At 66.8% G+C, this 15,941-nt stretch carries 16 protein-coding genes; 9 read left to right on the top strand and 7 right to left on the bottom strand.

The window, feature by feature from the left end:
* Positions 1-153: 153 nt before the first annotated feature.
* Positions 154-1,047 carry an SDR family oxidoreductase gene (locus A5750_RS14335; protein ID WP_067263630.1) on the top strand — a complete coding sequence of 298 codons (894 nt, stop codon included), beginning with the start codon at positions 154-156 and terminating at the stop codon, positions 1,045-1,047.
* 109 nt (positions 1,048-1,156) lie between these two features.
* Here the strand turns inward: A5750_RS14335 and A5750_RS14330 are convergent, their stop codons facing one another.
* From A5750_RS14330 to A5750_RS14320, 3 genes are read right to left on the bottom strand one after another with little or no spacing between them, the layout of a single operon-like run.
* Positions 1,157-2,419 (bottom strand): amidohydrolase family protein, encoded by a 1,263-nt coding sequence (locus A5750_RS14330; protein ID WP_067263627.1) that lies wholly within the window; start codon positions 2,417-2,419, stop codon positions 1,157-1,159.
* A 5-nt stretch (positions 2,420-2,424) separates the two neighbouring features.
* A complete protein-coding gene (locus tag A5750_RS14325) occupies positions 2,425-2,739 on the bottom strand; it encodes a DUF4286 family protein (protein ID WP_067203144.1) in 315 nt (104 codons plus the stop codon).
* Positions 2,740-2,762: 23 nt separating this feature from the next.
* Positions 2,763-3,098 carry a 2Fe-2S iron-sulfur cluster-binding protein gene (locus tag A5750_RS14320; protein WP_067263625.1) on the bottom strand — a complete coding sequence of 112 codons (336 nt, stop codon included), beginning with the start codon at positions 3,096-3,098 and terminating at the stop codon, positions 2,763-2,765.
* Between the two features lie 123 nt (positions 3,099-3,221).
* On the opposite strand from A5750_RS14320, the gene A5750_RS14315 reads away from it, so the two are divergent.
* Genes A5750_RS14315 through A5750_RS14300 form a run of 4 tightly spaced genes read left to right on the top strand, consistent with a single transcriptional unit; the run spans position 3,222 to position 7,361 of the window.
* A complete protein-coding gene (locus A5750_RS14315) occupies positions 3,222-4,625 on the top strand; it encodes a class I adenylate-forming enzyme family protein (protein ID WP_067263622.1) in 1,404 nt (467 codons plus the stop codon).
* Complete coding sequence (locus A5750_RS14310; RefSeq protein WP_067263619.1) at positions 4,603-5,508, top strand: acyl-CoA dehydrogenase family protein; 906 nt, start codon at positions 4,603-4,605, stop codon at positions 5,506-5,508. The genes A5750_RS14315 and A5750_RS14310 overlap by 23 nt, the downstream gene beginning before the upstream one ends.
* Positions 5,495-6,592, top strand: a complete 1,098-nt coding sequence (locus A5750_RS14305; protein ID WP_067263615.1) for an acyl-CoA dehydrogenase family protein — start codon at positions 5,495-5,497, stop codon at positions 6,590-6,592. The genes A5750_RS14310 and A5750_RS14305 overlap by 14 nt, the downstream gene beginning before the upstream one ends.
* A 1-nt stretch (position 6,593) precedes the next feature.
* Complete coding sequence (locus A5750_RS14300) at positions 6,594-7,361, top strand: enoyl-CoA hydratase/isomerase family protein (RefSeq protein ID WP_066957975.1); 768 nt, start codon at positions 6,594-6,596, stop codon at positions 7,359-7,361.
* A gap of 6 nt (positions 7,362-7,367) precedes the next feature.
* Here A5750_RS14300 and A5750_RS14295 read toward each other — a convergent pair whose 3' ends face one another.
* Positions 7,368-8,237 carry a proline iminopeptidase-family hydrolase gene (locus tag A5750_RS14295; RefSeq protein WP_067263760.1) on the bottom strand — a complete coding sequence of 290 codons (870 nt, stop codon included), beginning with the start codon at positions 8,235-8,237 and terminating at the stop codon, positions 7,368-7,370.
* Between the two features lie 188 nt (positions 8,238-8,425).
* Between A5750_RS14295 and A5750_RS14290 the strand changes: the two genes are divergently transcribed.
* From A5750_RS14290 to A5750_RS14280, 3 genes are all read left to right on the top strand, one after another.
* Positions 8,426-9,565, top strand: coding sequence for a thiolase family protein (locus A5750_RS14290; protein WP_067263757.1), 1,140 nt, complete (start codon positions 8,426-8,428; stop codon positions 9,563-9,565).
* Positions 9,566-10,444 carry a methylmalonyl Co-A mutase-associated GTPase MeaB gene (gene meaB / locus A5750_RS14285; protein ID WP_067263612.1) on the top strand — a complete coding sequence of 293 codons (879 nt, stop codon included), beginning with the start codon at positions 9,566-9,568 and terminating at the stop codon, positions 10,442-10,444.
* Positions 10,445-10,601: 157 nt separating this feature from the next.
* Positions 10,602-11,510, top strand: a complete 909-nt coding sequence (locus tag A5750_RS14280) for a thiamine pyrophosphate-dependent enzyme (protein ID WP_067263610.1) — start codon at positions 10,602-10,604, stop codon at positions 11,508-11,510.
* Here A5750_RS14280 and A5750_RS14275 read toward each other — a convergent pair.
* A complete protein-coding gene (locus A5750_RS14275; RefSeq protein ID WP_066957983.1) occupies positions 11,503-12,156 on the bottom strand; it encodes a response regulator transcription factor in 654 nt (217 codons plus the stop codon). The two genes, A5750_RS14280 and A5750_RS14275, sit on opposite strands and share 8 nt — an antisense overlap.
* Before the next feature lie 113 nt (positions 12,157-12,269).
* On the opposite strand from A5750_RS14275, the gene A5750_RS14270 reads away from it, so the two are divergent.
* Positions 12,270-13,490, top strand: a complete 1,221-nt coding sequence (locus tag A5750_RS14270; RefSeq protein ID WP_067263754.1) for a sensor histidine kinase — start codon at positions 12,270-12,272, stop codon at positions 13,488-13,490.
* Positions 13,491-13,556: 66 nt separating this feature from the next.
* On the opposite strand, the gene A5750_RS14265 is transcribed toward A5750_RS14270, so the two are convergent.
* Positions 13,557-15,173, bottom strand: coding sequence for an FAD-dependent oxidoreductase (locus A5750_RS14265; protein ID WP_067263608.1), 1,617 nt, complete (start codon positions 15,171-15,173; stop codon positions 13,557-13,559).
* Between the two features lie 14 nt (positions 15,174-15,187).
* A complete protein-coding gene (locus tag A5750_RS14260) occupies positions 15,188-15,865 on the bottom strand; it encodes an IclR family transcriptional regulator (RefSeq protein WP_067263606.1) in 678 nt (225 codons plus the stop codon).
* Between the last annotated feature and the right edge of the window lie 76 nt (positions 15,866-15,941).

Genomic DNA, 15,941 nt, shown 5'->3' with positions numbered 1-15,941 from the left:
CCGTAAAGAAGCCCGCTCCGCCCAATGGTGTACCGGTTGAGGTGCGGTGATACCTATTTGGTATCGCGTCATCCGGAATAGGTCTTGGACGCCCGGCCCGGTGTGGCCGTTGACTGGATACCGCGAAAGTCAACGCAAGCGAAGGGACCATCCATGCATGTCTTTGTGACGGGCGCGACCGGACACATCGGTTCGGCAGTCGTCGACGAACTCTTGGAGGCCGGGCATCACGTCACCGGGCTGGCCCGCTCCGACGAGTCCGCCGCGCCACTTGTGGCCAAGGGCGCCGGCGTGCACCGGGGCGACCTCGACGACCGCGACGGCCTGCGGGCCGCCGCTGCTAAGTCCGACGGTGTGATCCACCTCGCCTTTAGGCATGATTTCGACGACTTCGTGGCCGCGGCCGAGACGGATCTGCGCGCCGTGGAAGCGATAGGCGACGAACTCGTGGGGTCTGACCGGCCGTTTGTCAGCACGTCGGGGACGCTCCTGCTCTCGCTCTTGGGGCAGGGCGGACTCCGAACCGAACAGGACACCGTGCCCGGCGGACCGCGGGCCGACTCGGAGAACGCCGTGATCGCGCTCGCGGAACGCGGTGTGCGATCGTCGGTCGTTCGCCTATCCCCGCTGGTGCACAGCAACCTGGATCATCACGGCTTCACCAACCACCTGATCGACACCGCCCGCAGCACCGGGGTGTCGGGCTACATCGGTGACGGCGCCAACCGCTGGCCCGCGGTGCACACGCTCGATGCCGCGCACCTCTACCGGCTGGCTCTCGAAAACGCGCCAGCGGGAACTCGTTTGCACGGGGTGGCCGATGAGGGGGTGCCGCTCCGCGACATCGCCGCCGTGATCGGCCGTCATCTGGGGGTGCCCGCGGTGAGCATTCCGGCCGAAGAAGCCGGCCACTTCGGATTCCTCGCGCTTTTCGCCGCCTTGGACAACCCGACGTCGAATGCGCTGACGCAGAAGGTGCTCGACTGGCACCCCGAGCACGCCGGGTTGATCGAGGACCTCGACGCCGGCCATTACTTCGGTAAGTGAGCGACGCGGTGGGCCGCCACCGCGCGAGTGTGAAGCTAGCCGCACACTCGGCGCCGAATGTGAAGCGAGCCGCACACTCGGCGTCACCTGCGCGTGGGTAGCCGCCCTGCTACGGCAGCTCGGCGAGCTGCTTCTCCTGGTAGCGCCGGGCCCATTCGGCGCGCGACCGGATCGACACGTCCACGTCAACAGCATTGGCGCGCAAGGATTTCACGGTCGCCCTGTCGCGGGGGGTTCGCGCGAACGGATCCCAGCTGAAGAACCGGCAGGCGTTGCCCCAGGTGATCTTGTTGATGTCGTTGTCGTCGGCACCGGCGGCATTGAGCTCGGCCAGCACCTGCTCGGGCGCGTCCGGCCAGAAGCAGTCCGAGTGCGGGTAGTCGCATTCCCAGGCGATGATGTCGATGCCGATCTCGTGACGCAGCTTCAACGACGTCTTGTCGGTGACATAGCAGGCCAGCGAGTGTTCGCGGAAGACCTCGCTGGGCAGCTTGTCCCCGAAGTCGCGGCGCAGCCATTTCTGATTGGTGTAGTGGCGGTCGCTGCGGTCCAGATAGAAGGGGATCCAGCCAATGCCGCCCTCGGAGAACGCGAACCTCAGGTCGGGATACTTGCGCATGGCGGGTCCCCAGAGCAGGTCCTGCGCGCACATCGCCGAGACCTGGGTGGCCAGGATGATCAGGTTGTCGATCGGTGCGTCGGGGGCCATGCTGATAGCCCCGAATCCGGTGCCGATGTGCAGGCACATCACCACGTTCTGCTCGGACAGGGTGCGGAACACCGGTCCCCAGTACTCGTCGTGATAGCTCGGAAGTCCTTCCAGGTGCGGCAGTTCCGGCATGGTCACCGCCCGGCAGCCCTTGGCCGCCACCCGGCGGATTTCGGCGCACATCGCCTCCGGGTTCCACGTCGGCAGGATGGCGATGGGAATGAATCGATCCGGGTAGGAGCCGGCCCACTCGTCGATGTGCCAGTCGTTGTATGCCGAGACCATCACCAGGGTCGCCTCCTCGCGGTGCATGTTGAGGTGGCGCGCGGAGAAGCCGGTGAAGGTGGGGAAGCACATCGAGGCCAGGATGCCGTTGCGGTTCATATCCCGGACGCGTTCATGGACGTCGTAGACGCCCGGGCGCATTTCGGCGAAACCGGCCGGGTCGCGGCCCCATTCGTCAGGCGGCCACGACACCACGGCGTTGAGCCCGCTCACACCCTGCGGCCTGCCCTGGTACATCCACTGGTCGACGCCCTTGTCGTCGACCACGACGATCGGGGCCTCTGCCTTGTATTTCGCGGGCACGTGGCGCAGGAACATGTCCGGCGGCTCGACGACGTGGTCGTCAATGCTCACCAGGATCAGGTCATCGACATTCATCAGGCTCAGCGGCTCTGTTCGCTGGTCGTTTCGAGCAGTCGGGGGATGGGCGCGGGATCCAACAGCAACGCATCGGACATGTGCAGCTGGCCGGCGTTGGCGATCATGTTGTCCAAGATGGCCTGCAGATCGTCGCCTTCGAGTTCGTAGATGGCGACGTAGGGACCCTGCCCGTCAATCGGGCGCAGCCGGCGAGCCGCGACGATTCCGTCGAGCGCCAGCAGTTCGGGTATGTGTACTTCGTCGTACCAGGTGTTGTACTCCTGTTCGCGATCGGGCGAACTGGGCCGACTTTCGACGTACATGATTCCCTTGGCCATCGCCGCCACCTCTCTTCGGGTTGCTACTCGTAACGCACCGTTACCGAGTCGGTGTCCGGCACGCCCTGGCACGTCAAAATGTAGCCCTCGGCAACCTCGTCTTCTTCGAGAGCGTCGTTGACCCGCATGGTGGCATGGCCTTCTTCGAGCTTGGCCATGCACGTGCCGCAGTTGCCCGCCTCGCAACTGAACGGCGGTTCCAGTCCGGCCCGCCGCGCGCTCTGCAAAAGCGTTTCGCCGGGAACCAGCGGCACTGAGACCTTCTTCCGGTCCATGAGGATGGTCACCGTGCCCGCCCCGGAGCCGTTTGACGGATTTGTCACCCGTGGGGTCTCCTCGATGCTTCGGGCGACTGTCACTGCAACCGCCCCCTCCCGTACTTGCATTCTTCACTGTAGAGAATACTATTCTCACAGAGCGATAGGATCTTCTCAAGTTTGCGCGGATGTCAGGTCGGCCCGGCCTGTCAGGAAGGACAGGACGTGACCGAGCCGGCCGCGGTCGTGTTCGAGGAGCGGCGACTGAGCCTGCCCCAGCTCGACGCGCTGGCCGACGGCTGGGCCGCGACCCTGGCAAGAAAGGGTGTCTCAGCCGGTCAGCGGGTCGCGCTGATGGCGTCCAACCGCCCGGAATTCGTCGCCGCTTTGCTTGGAATCTGGCGGCTGGCCGCAACGGCGGTGCTGATCAGCCCGGCATGGAAGCGTGACGAGGTCGACCACGCGCTCGCCCTGACCAATCCCGCCCACGCCGTCGGGGACCATCCCGTACTGGCCGGCGCCATGCCGATGCTGCACCTCGACGAACCGACCGGGCCGGGGGAACCGATCGTCGGCCCGCCACCGCCTCGATCCGACGCGGTGCTGGTGTTCAGCTCCGGCACCACGGGGCTGCCCAAGGCGGTCCGGCACACCCACGCCGCGCTGGAAGAGGCCGTGCGGCACTGGCGCGAAGCGCTGCGGCTGACGCCGCGCGACCGGATTCAAATCGCCACGCCGCCTTCGCACATCCTCGGGCTGCTCAACATCGTCACGGCGCTGCGCACGGGTGCCTGCGTGCGGCTGCATAGCCGGTTCGACATCGACCGGATGCTGCATCACATCGAAAGCGACCGCATCACAGTCGAAATGGCGGTCGCGCCCATCGCGCTGGCCATCGCCTCGCATCCCAGGCTCGAGTCCTACGACCTGTCCTCACTGCGCTACATCATGTGGGGGGCGACGCCGGTCAGTGCCGACATCGCGGAGACCGTGACCCGGCGCACCGGCGTCGGCTGGGTGCCGGCGTACGGGACCACGGAACTGCCTGTAATCGCCTGCAATCCGATCGAGGGCGCCCGGTTGGACGCTGTCGGCCGTCCAGTACCGGGTGTCGACCTGCGGGTGGTCTCGCTGGAGACCGGTGAGCCGGTCTGTCCCGGAGAGATCGGTGAGATCCAGGCCCGGTCGTCGTCGCTGATGGCCGGCTACCTCCCGGCCGAAGCGACCGCCGAGGTGATTCGAGATGGCTGGTACCGGACCGGCGACATCGGGTGGATCGACACCGGAGGCTGGCTGCGAATCACCGACCGCCTCAAGGAAATGATCAAGGTGCGCGGCTTTCAGGTTGCGCCCGCCGAAATCGAGACGGTGCTGCACGGTCATCCGGCCGTCAAAGACTGCGCGGTGTTCGGTGTACCCGACGGGATCAACGGGGAAGCGGTCGTCGCCGCGGTCGCGACATGCGCACCCGTCGACGCCGGCGAGCTCACGGCCCGGGTCGATCAGCGGCTGGCTTCCTACAAACACCTGAGCCGGGTCGTGTTCGTGCCCGACATTCCGCGCCTGCCATCGGGCAAGGTATTGCGCCGAGTCCTAAAGGAGCGCTATGGATGTACGTCTGACAGCTGAACAACAGCAATTGCGCGACGCGGCCGCCAAGCTGGCCGACGACCTTGGTCCCTCGGCGGTCCAAGACCTCGACGACCAGGGCCGGATTGCGCGTCTGGACAGGCAACTCGCTGGGACCGGCTGGAGGTCGCTGCGCTCCGACGGCGCGTCGGGTGTCGAAGTCGCCATTGTCGCCGAGGAATTCGGACGCCGGCTGGTCGACACACCGTTTCTCGGCCCGGTGCTCGCCGACGACCTCTCCCGCCGCGTCGGCGCCGATAGCGCCGGCGCGACGATCGCGGTTGACGATCGCGCCGTCGACGCGCGCGGCGCCCAGCGGGCCCTGAGCCTCTCGGACGGGCGGGTCCTCGCCGCCGATGTGCGCGACGTGACCGACGGCGCGGATTTGACCCGGGCCGATGCCACAATCGCGCAAACGGCGGCGACACTGGGCGAAGTCTCTTCCGACGTGGCGGGGCAATGGCGAGCGCTCGCGCTCGTCACCACGACGGCGGACCTGGTGGGCATCGCGCGGGGCGCCCATGCGGTCGCGTGTGACTACGCAAAAATCCGGGAGCAATACGGCAAGCAGATCGGGTCCTATCAGGCGATCGCCCACCTGCTCGCCGAAAGCCTTGCGCTGATTGAAGGTTCGATCAGCGTATCGCGGCACGCCGCGTGGGCGGTCGACGAGCTGCCGACCCCGGAAGCCATCCGCGCCGCCCAGGTGGCGAAGGTCTACTGCGCCCGTGCCGCGAGAACCGTCTGTGAGACGGCCATTCAGGTGCACGGTGGCATCGGCAACACCTGGGACTGCCTGGTGCACGTCTACCTGCGCCGCGCCCTGACATCGACCGAGCTGTGGCCCGTCGCGTTGAAGGAGATCGATCTTGGACTTTCGTGACTCGCCAGACGAAGCCGCCTTCCGGGAGCGGCTCAGGTCCTGGCTTTCCGTGTACGCCACGGGGTTCTCCGGATCCGGCGACGAGTACTGGGCCCGGCAGGCCGAATGGCACCAGGCCTTGTACCGAGAGGGCTTCTTCGGGTTGTCGTTTCCCCGCGAATACGGCGGGCAGGAGTTGCCGCCCGTGTACGACGTCATCGTCGACGAGGAACTCGCTCGAGCCGGGGCCCCGCCTCGGCCAAGCGTCGGCTACTTGATCTATGGGATCGGCCGCCACGCGAACGACGAAGTGCGGCAGCGGTTCCTGCCCGGCATCATCAACGGCACCGAGCGCTGGTGCCAAGGCTTCAGTGAGCCCGGCGCCGGTTCCGATCTGGCCTCGCTCACCACCACCGCCCGTCTCGAGGGCGACACCTATGTGGTGAACGGACACAAGATCTGGACCAGCTACTCCGATGTCGCGGACTGGTGCCTTCTGCTGGCCCGCACCGACCCAGAGGCCAAACGCCACCGTGGCCTGTCGGCCTTCGTACTGGAGATGAAACAACCTGGCGTGCAACAGCGCCCGCTGCGCATGATCAACGGGGTGACCAACGAATTCGGTCAGGTGTTCTTCGACGGTGCCAAGGTACCGGCCGACCGGATGGTCGGCGCGCCCGGCGATGGCTGGGCGGTCGCCATGACCGTCGTCGGGCATGAGCGCGAGCCGTCCACTCTCGGTTACGCGGCCCGATACGGCAAATTGGTGCGAAGCCTTTACGCCCGCAACGGGAGTTCTGGTGGTCCGGTTCCCGAGGAGCTCTCGTGGGCCGCGGTCCAGTCGGAGATGCTGACCCATCATGTCCGGCGGCGGTTGTCCGAGCAGCTCGACGGGGTTTCGCACGGACCCGAAGGGTCGCTCGACAAGCTGCTGATGACCTGGGTCGAGCAATCTGTCGGACACGCCGCGCTGGCGGTCACCGGCACCCGCGATGCGGACCTGCTCAGCGCCTATCTGTACAGCCGCGCGCAGAGCGTAATGGGCGGGACATCGCAGATACAAAAGAACATCATCGCTTCACGCATCTTGGGATTGGGAGTCTGACATGTACGACATGCCTGCCGAAATCGACGTCCAAGCCGACGGCCCGCTGCGGATCATCACCTTGAACCGGCCGGATTCCCTCAACTCGGTCAACGACAATTTGCATGTCGGCCTTGCGCGACTGTGGCAGCGATTGACCGACGACCCCGCGGCTCGCGCGGCGGTGATCACCGGGGCCGGCAGGGCTTTTTCGGCCGGCGGTGATTTCTCGTATCTCAAGGAGCTGTCGACCGACGCCGACCTGCGCGCCAAGACCATCCGGGACGGACGCGAGATCGTTTTGGGCATGGCACGCTGCCGAATTCCCGTGGTGGCCGCGGTCAACGGCCCGGCCGTCGGGCTGGGCTGCAGCCTGGTGGCGCTGAGCGACATCGTCTACATCGCCGAAGAGGCCTACCTCGCCGATCCACACGTTCAAGTGGGGCTGGTGGCCGCCGACGGCGGCCCGCTGACCTGGCCGCTGCACATCAGCCTGCTGCTCGCCAAGGAGTTCGCGTTGACGGGCACCCGCATCAGCGCGCAGCGTGCCGTCGAGCTCGGGCTGGCCAACCACGTGGCGGCCGACCCCGTCGCGGACGCGATCGCCTGCGCCAAAAAGATTCTCGAGCTGCCCCAGCAAGCGGTCGAAAGCACCAAGCGGGTCCTCAATATCCATCTGGAGCGGGCGGTCCTGGCCAGCCTCGACTATGCGCTGTCCGCTGAGAGCCAGTCGTTCCTCACCGAAGACTTCCGGTCGATCGTCACCAAGCTGGCGGCCGGCAAGAACTGATCGCGGTCACGCGCGCGACGAATCGTGTTGCCGCAGGAAGTCACGCACCACGGAGTCGAACTTGGCCGGTTCCTCAATGAAGGGCATGTGAGCGCTCTTTTCAAAAAACACGAACCGTGAGCCGGCGATGCGCTGGTGGATGTCCCACATGTGTTCGGGCACGCATTCGTCGAACCTGCCCGCGAGGATGAGCGTGGGCAATGTGATTTCGGCCAATCGGTCGAACACGTCCCATTCCTTGATTGTTCCGACGATGTGAAAATCACTGGGGCCGAACATCGTCTCGAAGATGTCGGTGCCCATCTTGGCGAAGGCTTCCAAAAGCTCTGGCGGCCAGGGGCGCACGCGGCACAGGTAGGTTTCGTTCCAGGTGCGGATGGCGTCCTGGTATTCGGCGGTGTACGTGGTCCCCGCGGCTTCATGACGTTCGATGGCGGATTGCGTTGCCGGATCGAGCTCCGATTTCAACCGCGCCACCATCTCCGAGAACTGCGGTATGGACGCGATGCTGTTCGAAATGGTGAGGCTGACCGCCCGCGACGGCACGTCGAGGGCGTACTGCTGAGCCAACATCCCGCCCCACGAGTTGCCGAAGATGTGGAAGCGGTTGAGGCCGAGGCCCGCTACGACGGCATCCATTTCGGCCACCGACCGTTGCATGGTCCACAGTTCGCGGTTCGACGGGCGCTCGGACTTGCCGCACCCGAGCTGATCCCAGTAGATGACTTCGCGCTCGTCAGCCAACCGCTCCAGTGAACGCAGATAGGTGTGGGGCAGGCCGGGACCGCCGTGCACCACCAGCAGGGGAAGGCCCGCTCCGGCACCGACCCGCTTGAACCACACGGTGCCGCCCGGGACCGCGATCGTTCCCTCCATTGCCGACGATGCCTCCTGGTTGGCGAGCAGACGCAAATCGCAGCCTACGACCCGGTTCATGCGATCTTCCGTCTGCTCGCCAGTTCGCCGCTCCTTGCAACGCTGACTCTCGCAATGAGAGAATATTGTTCTCATAGCTGCGGGGGCTCTCGAGCACTCGCGTCGCGCTCGCCGAAGTGGAGAAGACCGTGCCCGAAGCCGTCATCGTGTCCGCCCTGCGCACTCCCATCGGCACCGCCCGGAAGGGCACGCTGCGCGACACCAGCGCCTTCGACCTGGCGCACCACGTGGTCTCCGAAGCGGTGAAGGACCTGGACCCGGCACAGGTTGACGACGTGATCCTGGGGGAGGGACTCTACGGCGGCGGCGTGATCGCACGGCATGCGGCCATCACCGCCGGCCTGACCCAGGTGCCCGGTCTGGCGAACAATCGCCACTGCGCGGCCGGACAGGCGGCGGTGCAGAGTGCGGCGGCAAGCGTGCGTGCCGGGATGGATCAGCTCGTCATCGCCGGTGGTGTGAACTCCGCCTCCACGTCCCCACGATCCCGGATGCAGGTGGACGGCGAATGGGTCGACTGGTTTCCCCCGACCCATCCAGACAGTCCCGAGGCGCCGAACCTCGACATGTCGATCACGGTCGGCTGGAACGCCGCGGTCAAAGCCGGTGTGAGCCGCGAGGAGATGGACGCGTGGGCGCTGCGTTCGCACCGCAACGCCATCGCCGCGATCGACGAGGGCCGCTTCAAACAAGAGATCGTCCCGATCGAAACGCCGCACGGACTGTTCGCCGTCGACGAACACCCGCGCCGCGACACCACCATGGAAAAGCTGGCCGCCCTCAAGCCGCTGCATCCCGAGATTGAGGGCTTTTCCATCACCGCCGGCAATGCCTGCGGCGCCAACGACGGCGCGGCGGCGCTGACGATCGCGAGCGACGAGCTTGGGCTACCGGCGCTGGCCACGGTTCGGTCCTGGGCATCCGTCGGGGTGGACCCGGCGATCACCGGTTTGGCGCCGGTGGAAGCCATCCCGAAAGCTCTTGCCCGCGCCGGCCTCTCGCTCTCGGATGTGGACCTGTTCGAGATCAACGAGGCCTTCGCCGCAATGTGCGTGGCCACCGTCAAGCTGCTCGACCTCGACCCGGACAAGGTCAACGTCAGCGGCAGCGGATGCTCGCTGGGCCACCCGGTGGCGGCGACGGGAGCGAGGATGCTCGTCACGCTGATCCACGAATTGCGCAGTCGTGGCGGCGGAATCGCGGTCGCGGCCATGTGTGCGGGCGGCGGCATGGGGTCTGCCACCGTCATCGAGGTCCCAGCTCCCTAAATGGAGATCGCCGACTTGCTCGCCGGCGCGCGCAACGGATCTCCGCGCGCGGTGGGTCGGCTACTGTCTCTCGTCGAGGGCGAGCGCCGCGACGAGGTGCTGGCCGCTATCGAGCCCTCATCGGTGAGCGTAATCGGCCTCACCGGGCCGCCGGGCGCGGGCAAGTCCACGACGATCGCCGCCCTGGTCGGCGCCTACCGCGAGCGGGGGGACCGGGTGGCGGTGTTGGCGGTGGACCCGTCGTCGCCGTTCAGCGGTGGTGCGCTGTTGGGTGACCGGATACGAATGGCCGCGCATATCAACGACTCCGACGTGTTGATCAGGTCGGTGGCGACCCGCGGTCATGTCGGGGGGCTGGCTGCCGCCGTCCCCGCAGCCATCCGGCTGCTGGGGGCGATCGGTTACCACGTGGTCTTGCTGGAGACCGTGGGGGTGGGGCAATCCGAGATCGAGATAGCCGCAGTCGCCGATCCCACCGTCGTCATCCTCAATCCCGGTGCGGGCGACGCGATTCAGGCGGCGAAGGCGGGGGTGCTCGAAGTCGCCGACATCGTGGTGGTCAACAAGGCCGACCGCGAAGGTGCCGAACGGACCGTTCGGGACCTGCGGGAGGAGACTGATGCCCCGATCGTCAGCCTCATCGCCGCTCGCGGCGAAGGCATCGCGGAGTTGATGGCCGCCATCGAGGCCCACCACCGCGCCGACAGTCGTGCCCGTCGACTGGCCCGCGCCCGCGCGCAGATCCTGTCGCTGGCGCAAACCCGGCTGCGGAGCCGGCCGGATCTCGACCGGCTGGCCGAAACGGTCGTCGACGGCGACCAAAACCCCTACTCGGCGGCCGAGCAGTTGCTGTCACCGACCAATGGCCCGCAGGACTGACCATCCGTCTTGTCCCCCAATTGGGGGAACGCGGATTCATCCCCTTTGCGGACCGATCGGCGGAGGTCCGGTCGCGTCACTCTGCCTACGTTGATCTTGTGTACAACACGGCGGTCACCTCGACGCCGCCACCCAGGATCAGTTAGGAGACCCGCACATGGCTCGCACACCCGAATTGTCGGCCGTAAACCTCGGTGAGCAGCTGGAGCTGTACCGCCGGATGTGGGTTATGCGACTGCTCGACATGGCGCTGGAAGAGCGTCGCATCGGCGGTCTGCTCAAGGGAACGACGGGCGCCGCATTCGGCCAGGAGGCGGTGGCCGTCGGCGCCGTCGCGGCGCTTCGACCCGGCGACGTCATGAGCACCGCGATCCACCACTTCGAGCACGCCCAGCGGGTCGGCCTCGCCCTTCCGCTGGGTCCGGCGATCGCCGAGATGATCACCCCGAGCCGGGCTGCGGCCGGAGGCGCGAAGGAAAGCCAATTCGCCACGGAATGGAAGCAGTTGTTCGCCACCACCGACCCTGTGCGGCAGTCGATCTTGTTCGCGTTGGGTGATGCCTACGCGCAGCGGCACGCCGGCGACGGGAAGGTGACCCTGTGCGTCATCGGGGACGAAGCCGTGAACTCCGCCGAGTTCAAGTCGGCCGCGCAGATCGCGCTGTCGTGGCGACTCCCGGTGGTGTTCGTCGTCGAAAACATCCGCAGCGCGTCCGGCGTGCGCCGGGGTCCGCGCGAGCACCACGGCCTGCCCGTGCTGTCGGTGGACGGCAACAGCGTTGGGGCCGTGTATGACTCGGTCGCGGAAGCGGTGGAACGAGCGAGCGCCGGTGGCGGTCCTGCGATGGTGGAAGCGGTGACCTTCCGGACCAACCACCCCGCCGCGGTCGATCCGTTGGTTTCCGCCAAGCGGCAGCTGACCCGCGCCGGGGTGAGCGCCGGACACCTCGACGAGGTGGAACACCGGGCTCGCCGGCTGGTGGCCGAGGCCGCGGCCTTCGCGAAAGCGCTGCTGCGGGCGGATGGGCCGGCGCCGGTCGGACCCGACCGGTCGGCCGCTAGCTGAGCAGACCTTGCCGCATCGCCTCGGCAACGGCGGCCGCGCGATCGCTGACGCCAAGCTTCTCGTACAGGCGTTGCACGTGTGTCTTGACCGTCGACGGAGCCACGTACAGCTCACCCGCGATCACCGGGATGCTCTGACCACGCGCAATCCGGTTGAGCACCTCGCGTTCTCGCGCACTGAGTACCGGACCCGTCGGCTCCGCCCGGTGACGGATCTCCGCGGTAAGGCCTCCCACCAAAGCCGGTGCCACCACGTCGCGGCCCTGCGCGCAGTCGAGCACGGCCTTGACGATTTCGCTGCGGGTCGAGTCCTTGAGCACGAATCCGGCTGCGCCCTGCTGCAGCGCCTGGTACACGATGGCGGGCTCGTCGTGCGCCGAGATCAGCAGCACGCGGGTCGGCAACTCCTGGCTCCGCACCGCCGCCGCCACCTGGCCACCGTCCATGCCGGGCATTCGGTAGTCGAGCAGAGCGATGTCGGGCAGGTGCTCCTTGATCAATTCCAGCGCCGCCGAGCCGTCCTCCGCCTCGCCGACGACATGCACCGAACCGCTCGACGAGAGCGCACGCACCACGCCTTCGCGAAAGAGCGGGTGGTCGTCGCCGACAACCACCCGCACCTTTTCTGGCGTTGCTGGCCCGGCCATGGCGATGAGTGTAGCGGTCTGCTCAAGAGCGCCGTTCTCAATTTCCGGGCAATCTGATGGGGAATCTGCCGGTTTGCTTCGGCGGGGCCGAGGCGGATTACTACGGTGATCGGATGACCGAAGGCAGCGACACAGAACTGGACCGGGTGCGCAGCGTGCACCAGTTGCGCTCGTATCGAATCGTTTCGGTGCTCCGGATCTGTGTGGTGGGCCTCATGGTTGCCGCCATGGTCGTCGACACCCCGCGGTGGGAATGGCCGCAGCAAAGCGCCCTCGTCGTCGCGTACGCATTCGTTGCGCTCTGCGCGTTCGTGCTGGCATTCACCCCCGTGCGCCGATGGGTCGGGTTGGGCGGCCCGGCCGGGGTCGGCCGGCTGGAGCCGTTTGCTTTCACCATCCTCGACGTGGTCGCGTTGACGGGCTTTCAATTGCTGTCCGCCCTCGGGATCCTGCCGCTGCTGATCATGGTGCTGCTGCCGGTTCTGGTGGGCGTGGATGTGTCGTCGCGGCGTGCGGCGGTGGTGCTCACCTTCACGCTCGTCGGCTTCGCCATCGCCGGCATCCACGACAGGGTGCTGATGAGTCCGGGGCACTGGCCGAGCTCGGTATTTCTGCTCGGGCTCTACGGGTTTCTGTGCGCCACGGCACTCGTCGTCGTCCGGATCGAGGAGCGACACGTGCGATCAGTCGCGGGCCTGAGCACACTGCGTGAGGAGTTGCTCGCTCAAACGATGACCGCGTCCGACGTCGAGCAGCGGCGGATCTCGGAATCCATTCACGATGGGCCGCTGCAGGACATCTTGGCGGTGCGCCAAGAACTCGTCGAGTTGGGCGCGGAACTGCCCGGCGATGATCGTGTCGGACGGGCGCTCACCGGTCTTCAGATGGCGTCGGAACGCCTGCGGCAGGCGACTTTCGAGTTGCATCCCGCCGTCCTCGAGCAGGTCGGCCTCGCGGCCGCGGTGCAGCAGCTGGCCGTCTTCGCCGCCCAGCGTTCGGGCATCGAGATCTCCACCGACATCGATTACCCGATTCGCAATGCGATCGACCCGATCGTGTTCGGTGTGGTGCGCGAATTGCTGTCCAATGTCGTGCAACATTCCCGGGCTCGCAGCACTTCGGTCATGCTTGGAATTACCGACGACAGGTGCGTCCTGAACGTGGTCGATGATGGCGTGGGATTCGACGTCGGGACCGTGGCCCGCCGCCTCGGTGAGGGACACATCGGATTGGCGTCGCACCGGGCGCGTGTGGACGCCGCCGGGGGAGATTTCGTCTTCCTCGATGTCCCGGTCGGAACTCACATCTGCGTCGAGGTGCCGATCGCGAAATAGGCTGATTGGGCGACGGCAACCGCAAGTAATCGGCCACGCTCGATGCCCAAGGTGGTGCGCGGCTCGCTACTTCAGGTCGACGGACTTTCCGGTGGCGGCCGCATACCCGGCGCGGTAACCGAACACCATTGCGGGACCCAACGTTCCGCCGGCACCGCCGTAAGCGCGTCCGGTCACACCGCCCATCGCGTTGCCGGCGGCGTAAAGACCCGGGATGGGCTCACCGCCCACATGCAACACGCGGCCGTCGCGATCGGTCCGGGGGCCGCCCTTGGTGCCCATCGCGCCGATGCGCACCGGCACCGCGTAGAAGGGGGCGGTGTCGATCGGGCCGAGGGTTTTGCCGGCCGGTGTGGTCGCACTGTCGTCGCCCCAGTAGCCGTCGTACGCGCTGGAGCCGCGCCCGAAGTCGGGATCGGCGCCGGCGGCCACGTGGCGGTTCCAGGCCTCGACGGTGCGGATCAGGCCGTCCGCCTCGATGCCGGTCTTGCCCGCCAACTCGGCGAGGTCCGCCGACTCACAGAACCAGTCCGGAACGGGCTGTCCCGGTTCGATGCCCAGGAACCCGTAGCGCTGCAGGTGAATTGAATCGAACACCATCCACCCGCGGTCGTTGACGTACCCGCCGCGTGGATCGAGGTAGTGGAACGCACCGGCCATCGAGTTGTAGTCGCAGGCCTCGTTGACGAATCGACGGCCCGCCGAATTGACGATGATGCTCCTTGGCCGCGTCCGTTCCAGCCGTACACTGCGGCTGCGTGGCTTGCCCTCGATGGTGTCGTCGGGGATTTGGACGATCGGCACCCACCAGGCCTCGCCCATGTTCGCCAGGTCCGCGCCCTGTGCCATCGCCATGCGCAGGCCGTCGCCGGTGTTATTGGGCGGCGAGACCGCGCCGTGCATCGGGCCGCGCAGAAAGGCTTGCGCCAGAGCGGGATCCCACTCGAAGCCGCCGGTGCCGAGGATGACGCCGTTTCGGGCGCGAACGTCGATGCTGCGTCCCTGCAGGCCGATTCGCACCCCGGTGATTTCTCCGTCCTCGGCGATGAGTCGTTCGGCCCGCGCGTTGGTGTGTGGGGTGACGCCGGCGTCCAGCAGTCCCTTGAGGAGCCCGGCGATCAGGGCGGTGCCTGCAACGCACAGGTGGCTCGTTCTTTCATCGATCGCCGCGTGCAGACGGGCCCTGGTCTCGGCATCGAATCCGACGTTGGACCAGTCGGCGGGAAACGACGTGATCCGAGTGGCCCACTCGCCCAACTGCGCCAGATCGAAGGGAGCGGCACTCAGTGAACGGCCGCCGGCCGGTTGCCCTCCCGGCAATTCGGGCCGATAGTCGGGGAAGCCGGTGGCGATCTCGAAGCGCAAACCGCTGTGCGCCTCGACGAAGTCGAGCATCGCCGGGCCGGTGCGCACGAATGTCTCGACCGACTCGTCGTCCATCGAGCCCAGGGACTGCGCGCGCAGGTATCGCAACGCGTCGGCGGTCGTCAATTCGCCGTCGGGCGAACGGTTATGGGCCGGGATCCAGACGACGCCACCCGACACCGCGGTGGTCCCCCCGACGGTCGGCGCCTTCTCGAAGACCTCCGCCGAGGCGCCGGATGCGGCCGCGGTGAGGGCGGCGGTAAGCCCGGCGCCACCACTGCCGAGCACGACGACGTCGACTTGCATGTCCCACGACATTGATCGTTATCCCTTCAGCCCAGCAGCTCGGACAACTGCTTCGCGGCTTTGATGACCGCATCTTTTCCACGCATCACGACGTCTTCTCGGTGGGAGATGAGGTTGATGCACGTGGGCGGGGAGGGCGGGTGGCGGCGCACCGCCACGGCCAGGCCGTAGGTGTTCGGCTCGATCTCCCCGTAGGTGCTCACCCAGCCGCTCTCGCGAGCGCGGGTGACCAGGTCGCGTTCCCCGGGACGCGGCGGCATGCTCGCGAGCAAGGCGATTCCGGCCGCACCCCGTTCGAGCGGATATCGACTTCCTTCGTGGAAGGACAGTTGGTAGGCAACATGGCTCGGCACGATGACCGCGATCGCCACCTGCTGGTCCCCCTCGGCCATGAGCAACGACACCGTGGTGCCCAGCTCGTCGGCCAGCGCGCGCAGGGTCGGCAGGCTGACCTGGCGCACGTTGCGGTCGAACGAAGCGCCGAGAACGGCGAGCCCGGAAGCCGGCCGGTAGCGCCCGTCCTCTCCCTTGGCCACCAATCGGAATTCGGCCAGCGTTGAAAGCAGTCGATAGGCGATGGTGCGATGCACCCCGACCTGTTCGGCGAGCTGTTGCACGGTAAGCCCACCTGGGGCATCCGCCACCACCTGCAGCGCGGTCAGCCCCCGGGCCAGCGTTTGTGAACCTGTCACCGAACCTGCCACAGCCTTGACAGACCTCCTTGCGAGAGCGAAGCTCTATTAATAACGCACGCTAGTGTGCGATATTAGCACACCAAGT

It is taken from the genome of Mycobacterium sp. 852002-51613_SCH5001154, assembly GCF_001667425.1.
Classification (GTDB): Bacteria; Actinomycetota; Actinomycetes; order Mycobacteriales; family Mycobacteriaceae; genus Mycobacterium.
Note: the sequence above shows the minus strand (reverse complement) of the source record. Positions and strands in the feature narration are given on the sequence as shown.

Coding starts and splice junctions, on each gene's coding strand:
- A5750_RS14330 (WP_067263627.1), bottom strand. CDS start 2,419: ATGAATGTCGATGACCTGATCCTGGTGAGCATTGACGACCACGTCGTC.
- meaB (WP_067263612.1), top strand. CDS start 9,566: ATGGAGATCGCCGACTTGCTCGCCGGCGCGCGCAACGGATCTCCGCGC.
- A5750_RS14265 (WP_067263608.1), bottom strand. CDS start 15,173: ATGTCGTGGGACATGCAAGTCGACGTCGTCGTGCTCGGCAGTGGTGGC.
- A5750_RS14325 (WP_067203144.1), bottom strand. CDS start 2,739: ATGGCCAAGGGAATCATGTACGTCGAAAGTCGGCCCAGTTCGCCCGAT.
- A5750_RS14335 (WP_067263630.1), top strand. CDS start 154: ATGCATGTCTTTGTGACGGGCGCGACCGGACACATCGGTTCGGCAGTC.
- A5750_RS14310 (WP_067263619.1), top strand. CDS start 4,603: ATGGATGTACGTCTGACAGCTGAACAACAGCAATTGCGCGACGCGGCC.
- A5750_RS14300 (WP_066957975.1), top strand. CDS start 6,594: ATGTACGACATGCCTGCCGAAATCGACGTCCAAGCCGACGGCCCGCTG.
- A5750_RS14270 (WP_067263754.1), top strand. CDS start 12,270: ATGACCGAAGGCAGCGACACAGAACTGGACCGGGTGCGCAGCGTGCAC.
- A5750_RS14275 (WP_066957983.1), bottom strand. CDS start 12,156: ATGGCCGGGCCAGCAACGCCAGAAAAGGTGCGGGTGGTTGTCGGCGAC.
- A5750_RS14280 (WP_067263610.1), top strand. CDS start 10,602: ATGGCTCGCACACCCGAATTGTCGGCCGTAAACCTCGGTGAGCAGCTG.
- A5750_RS14295 (WP_067263760.1), bottom strand. CDS start 8,237: ATGGAGGGAACGATCGCGGTCCCGGGCGGCACCGTGTGGTTCAAGCGG.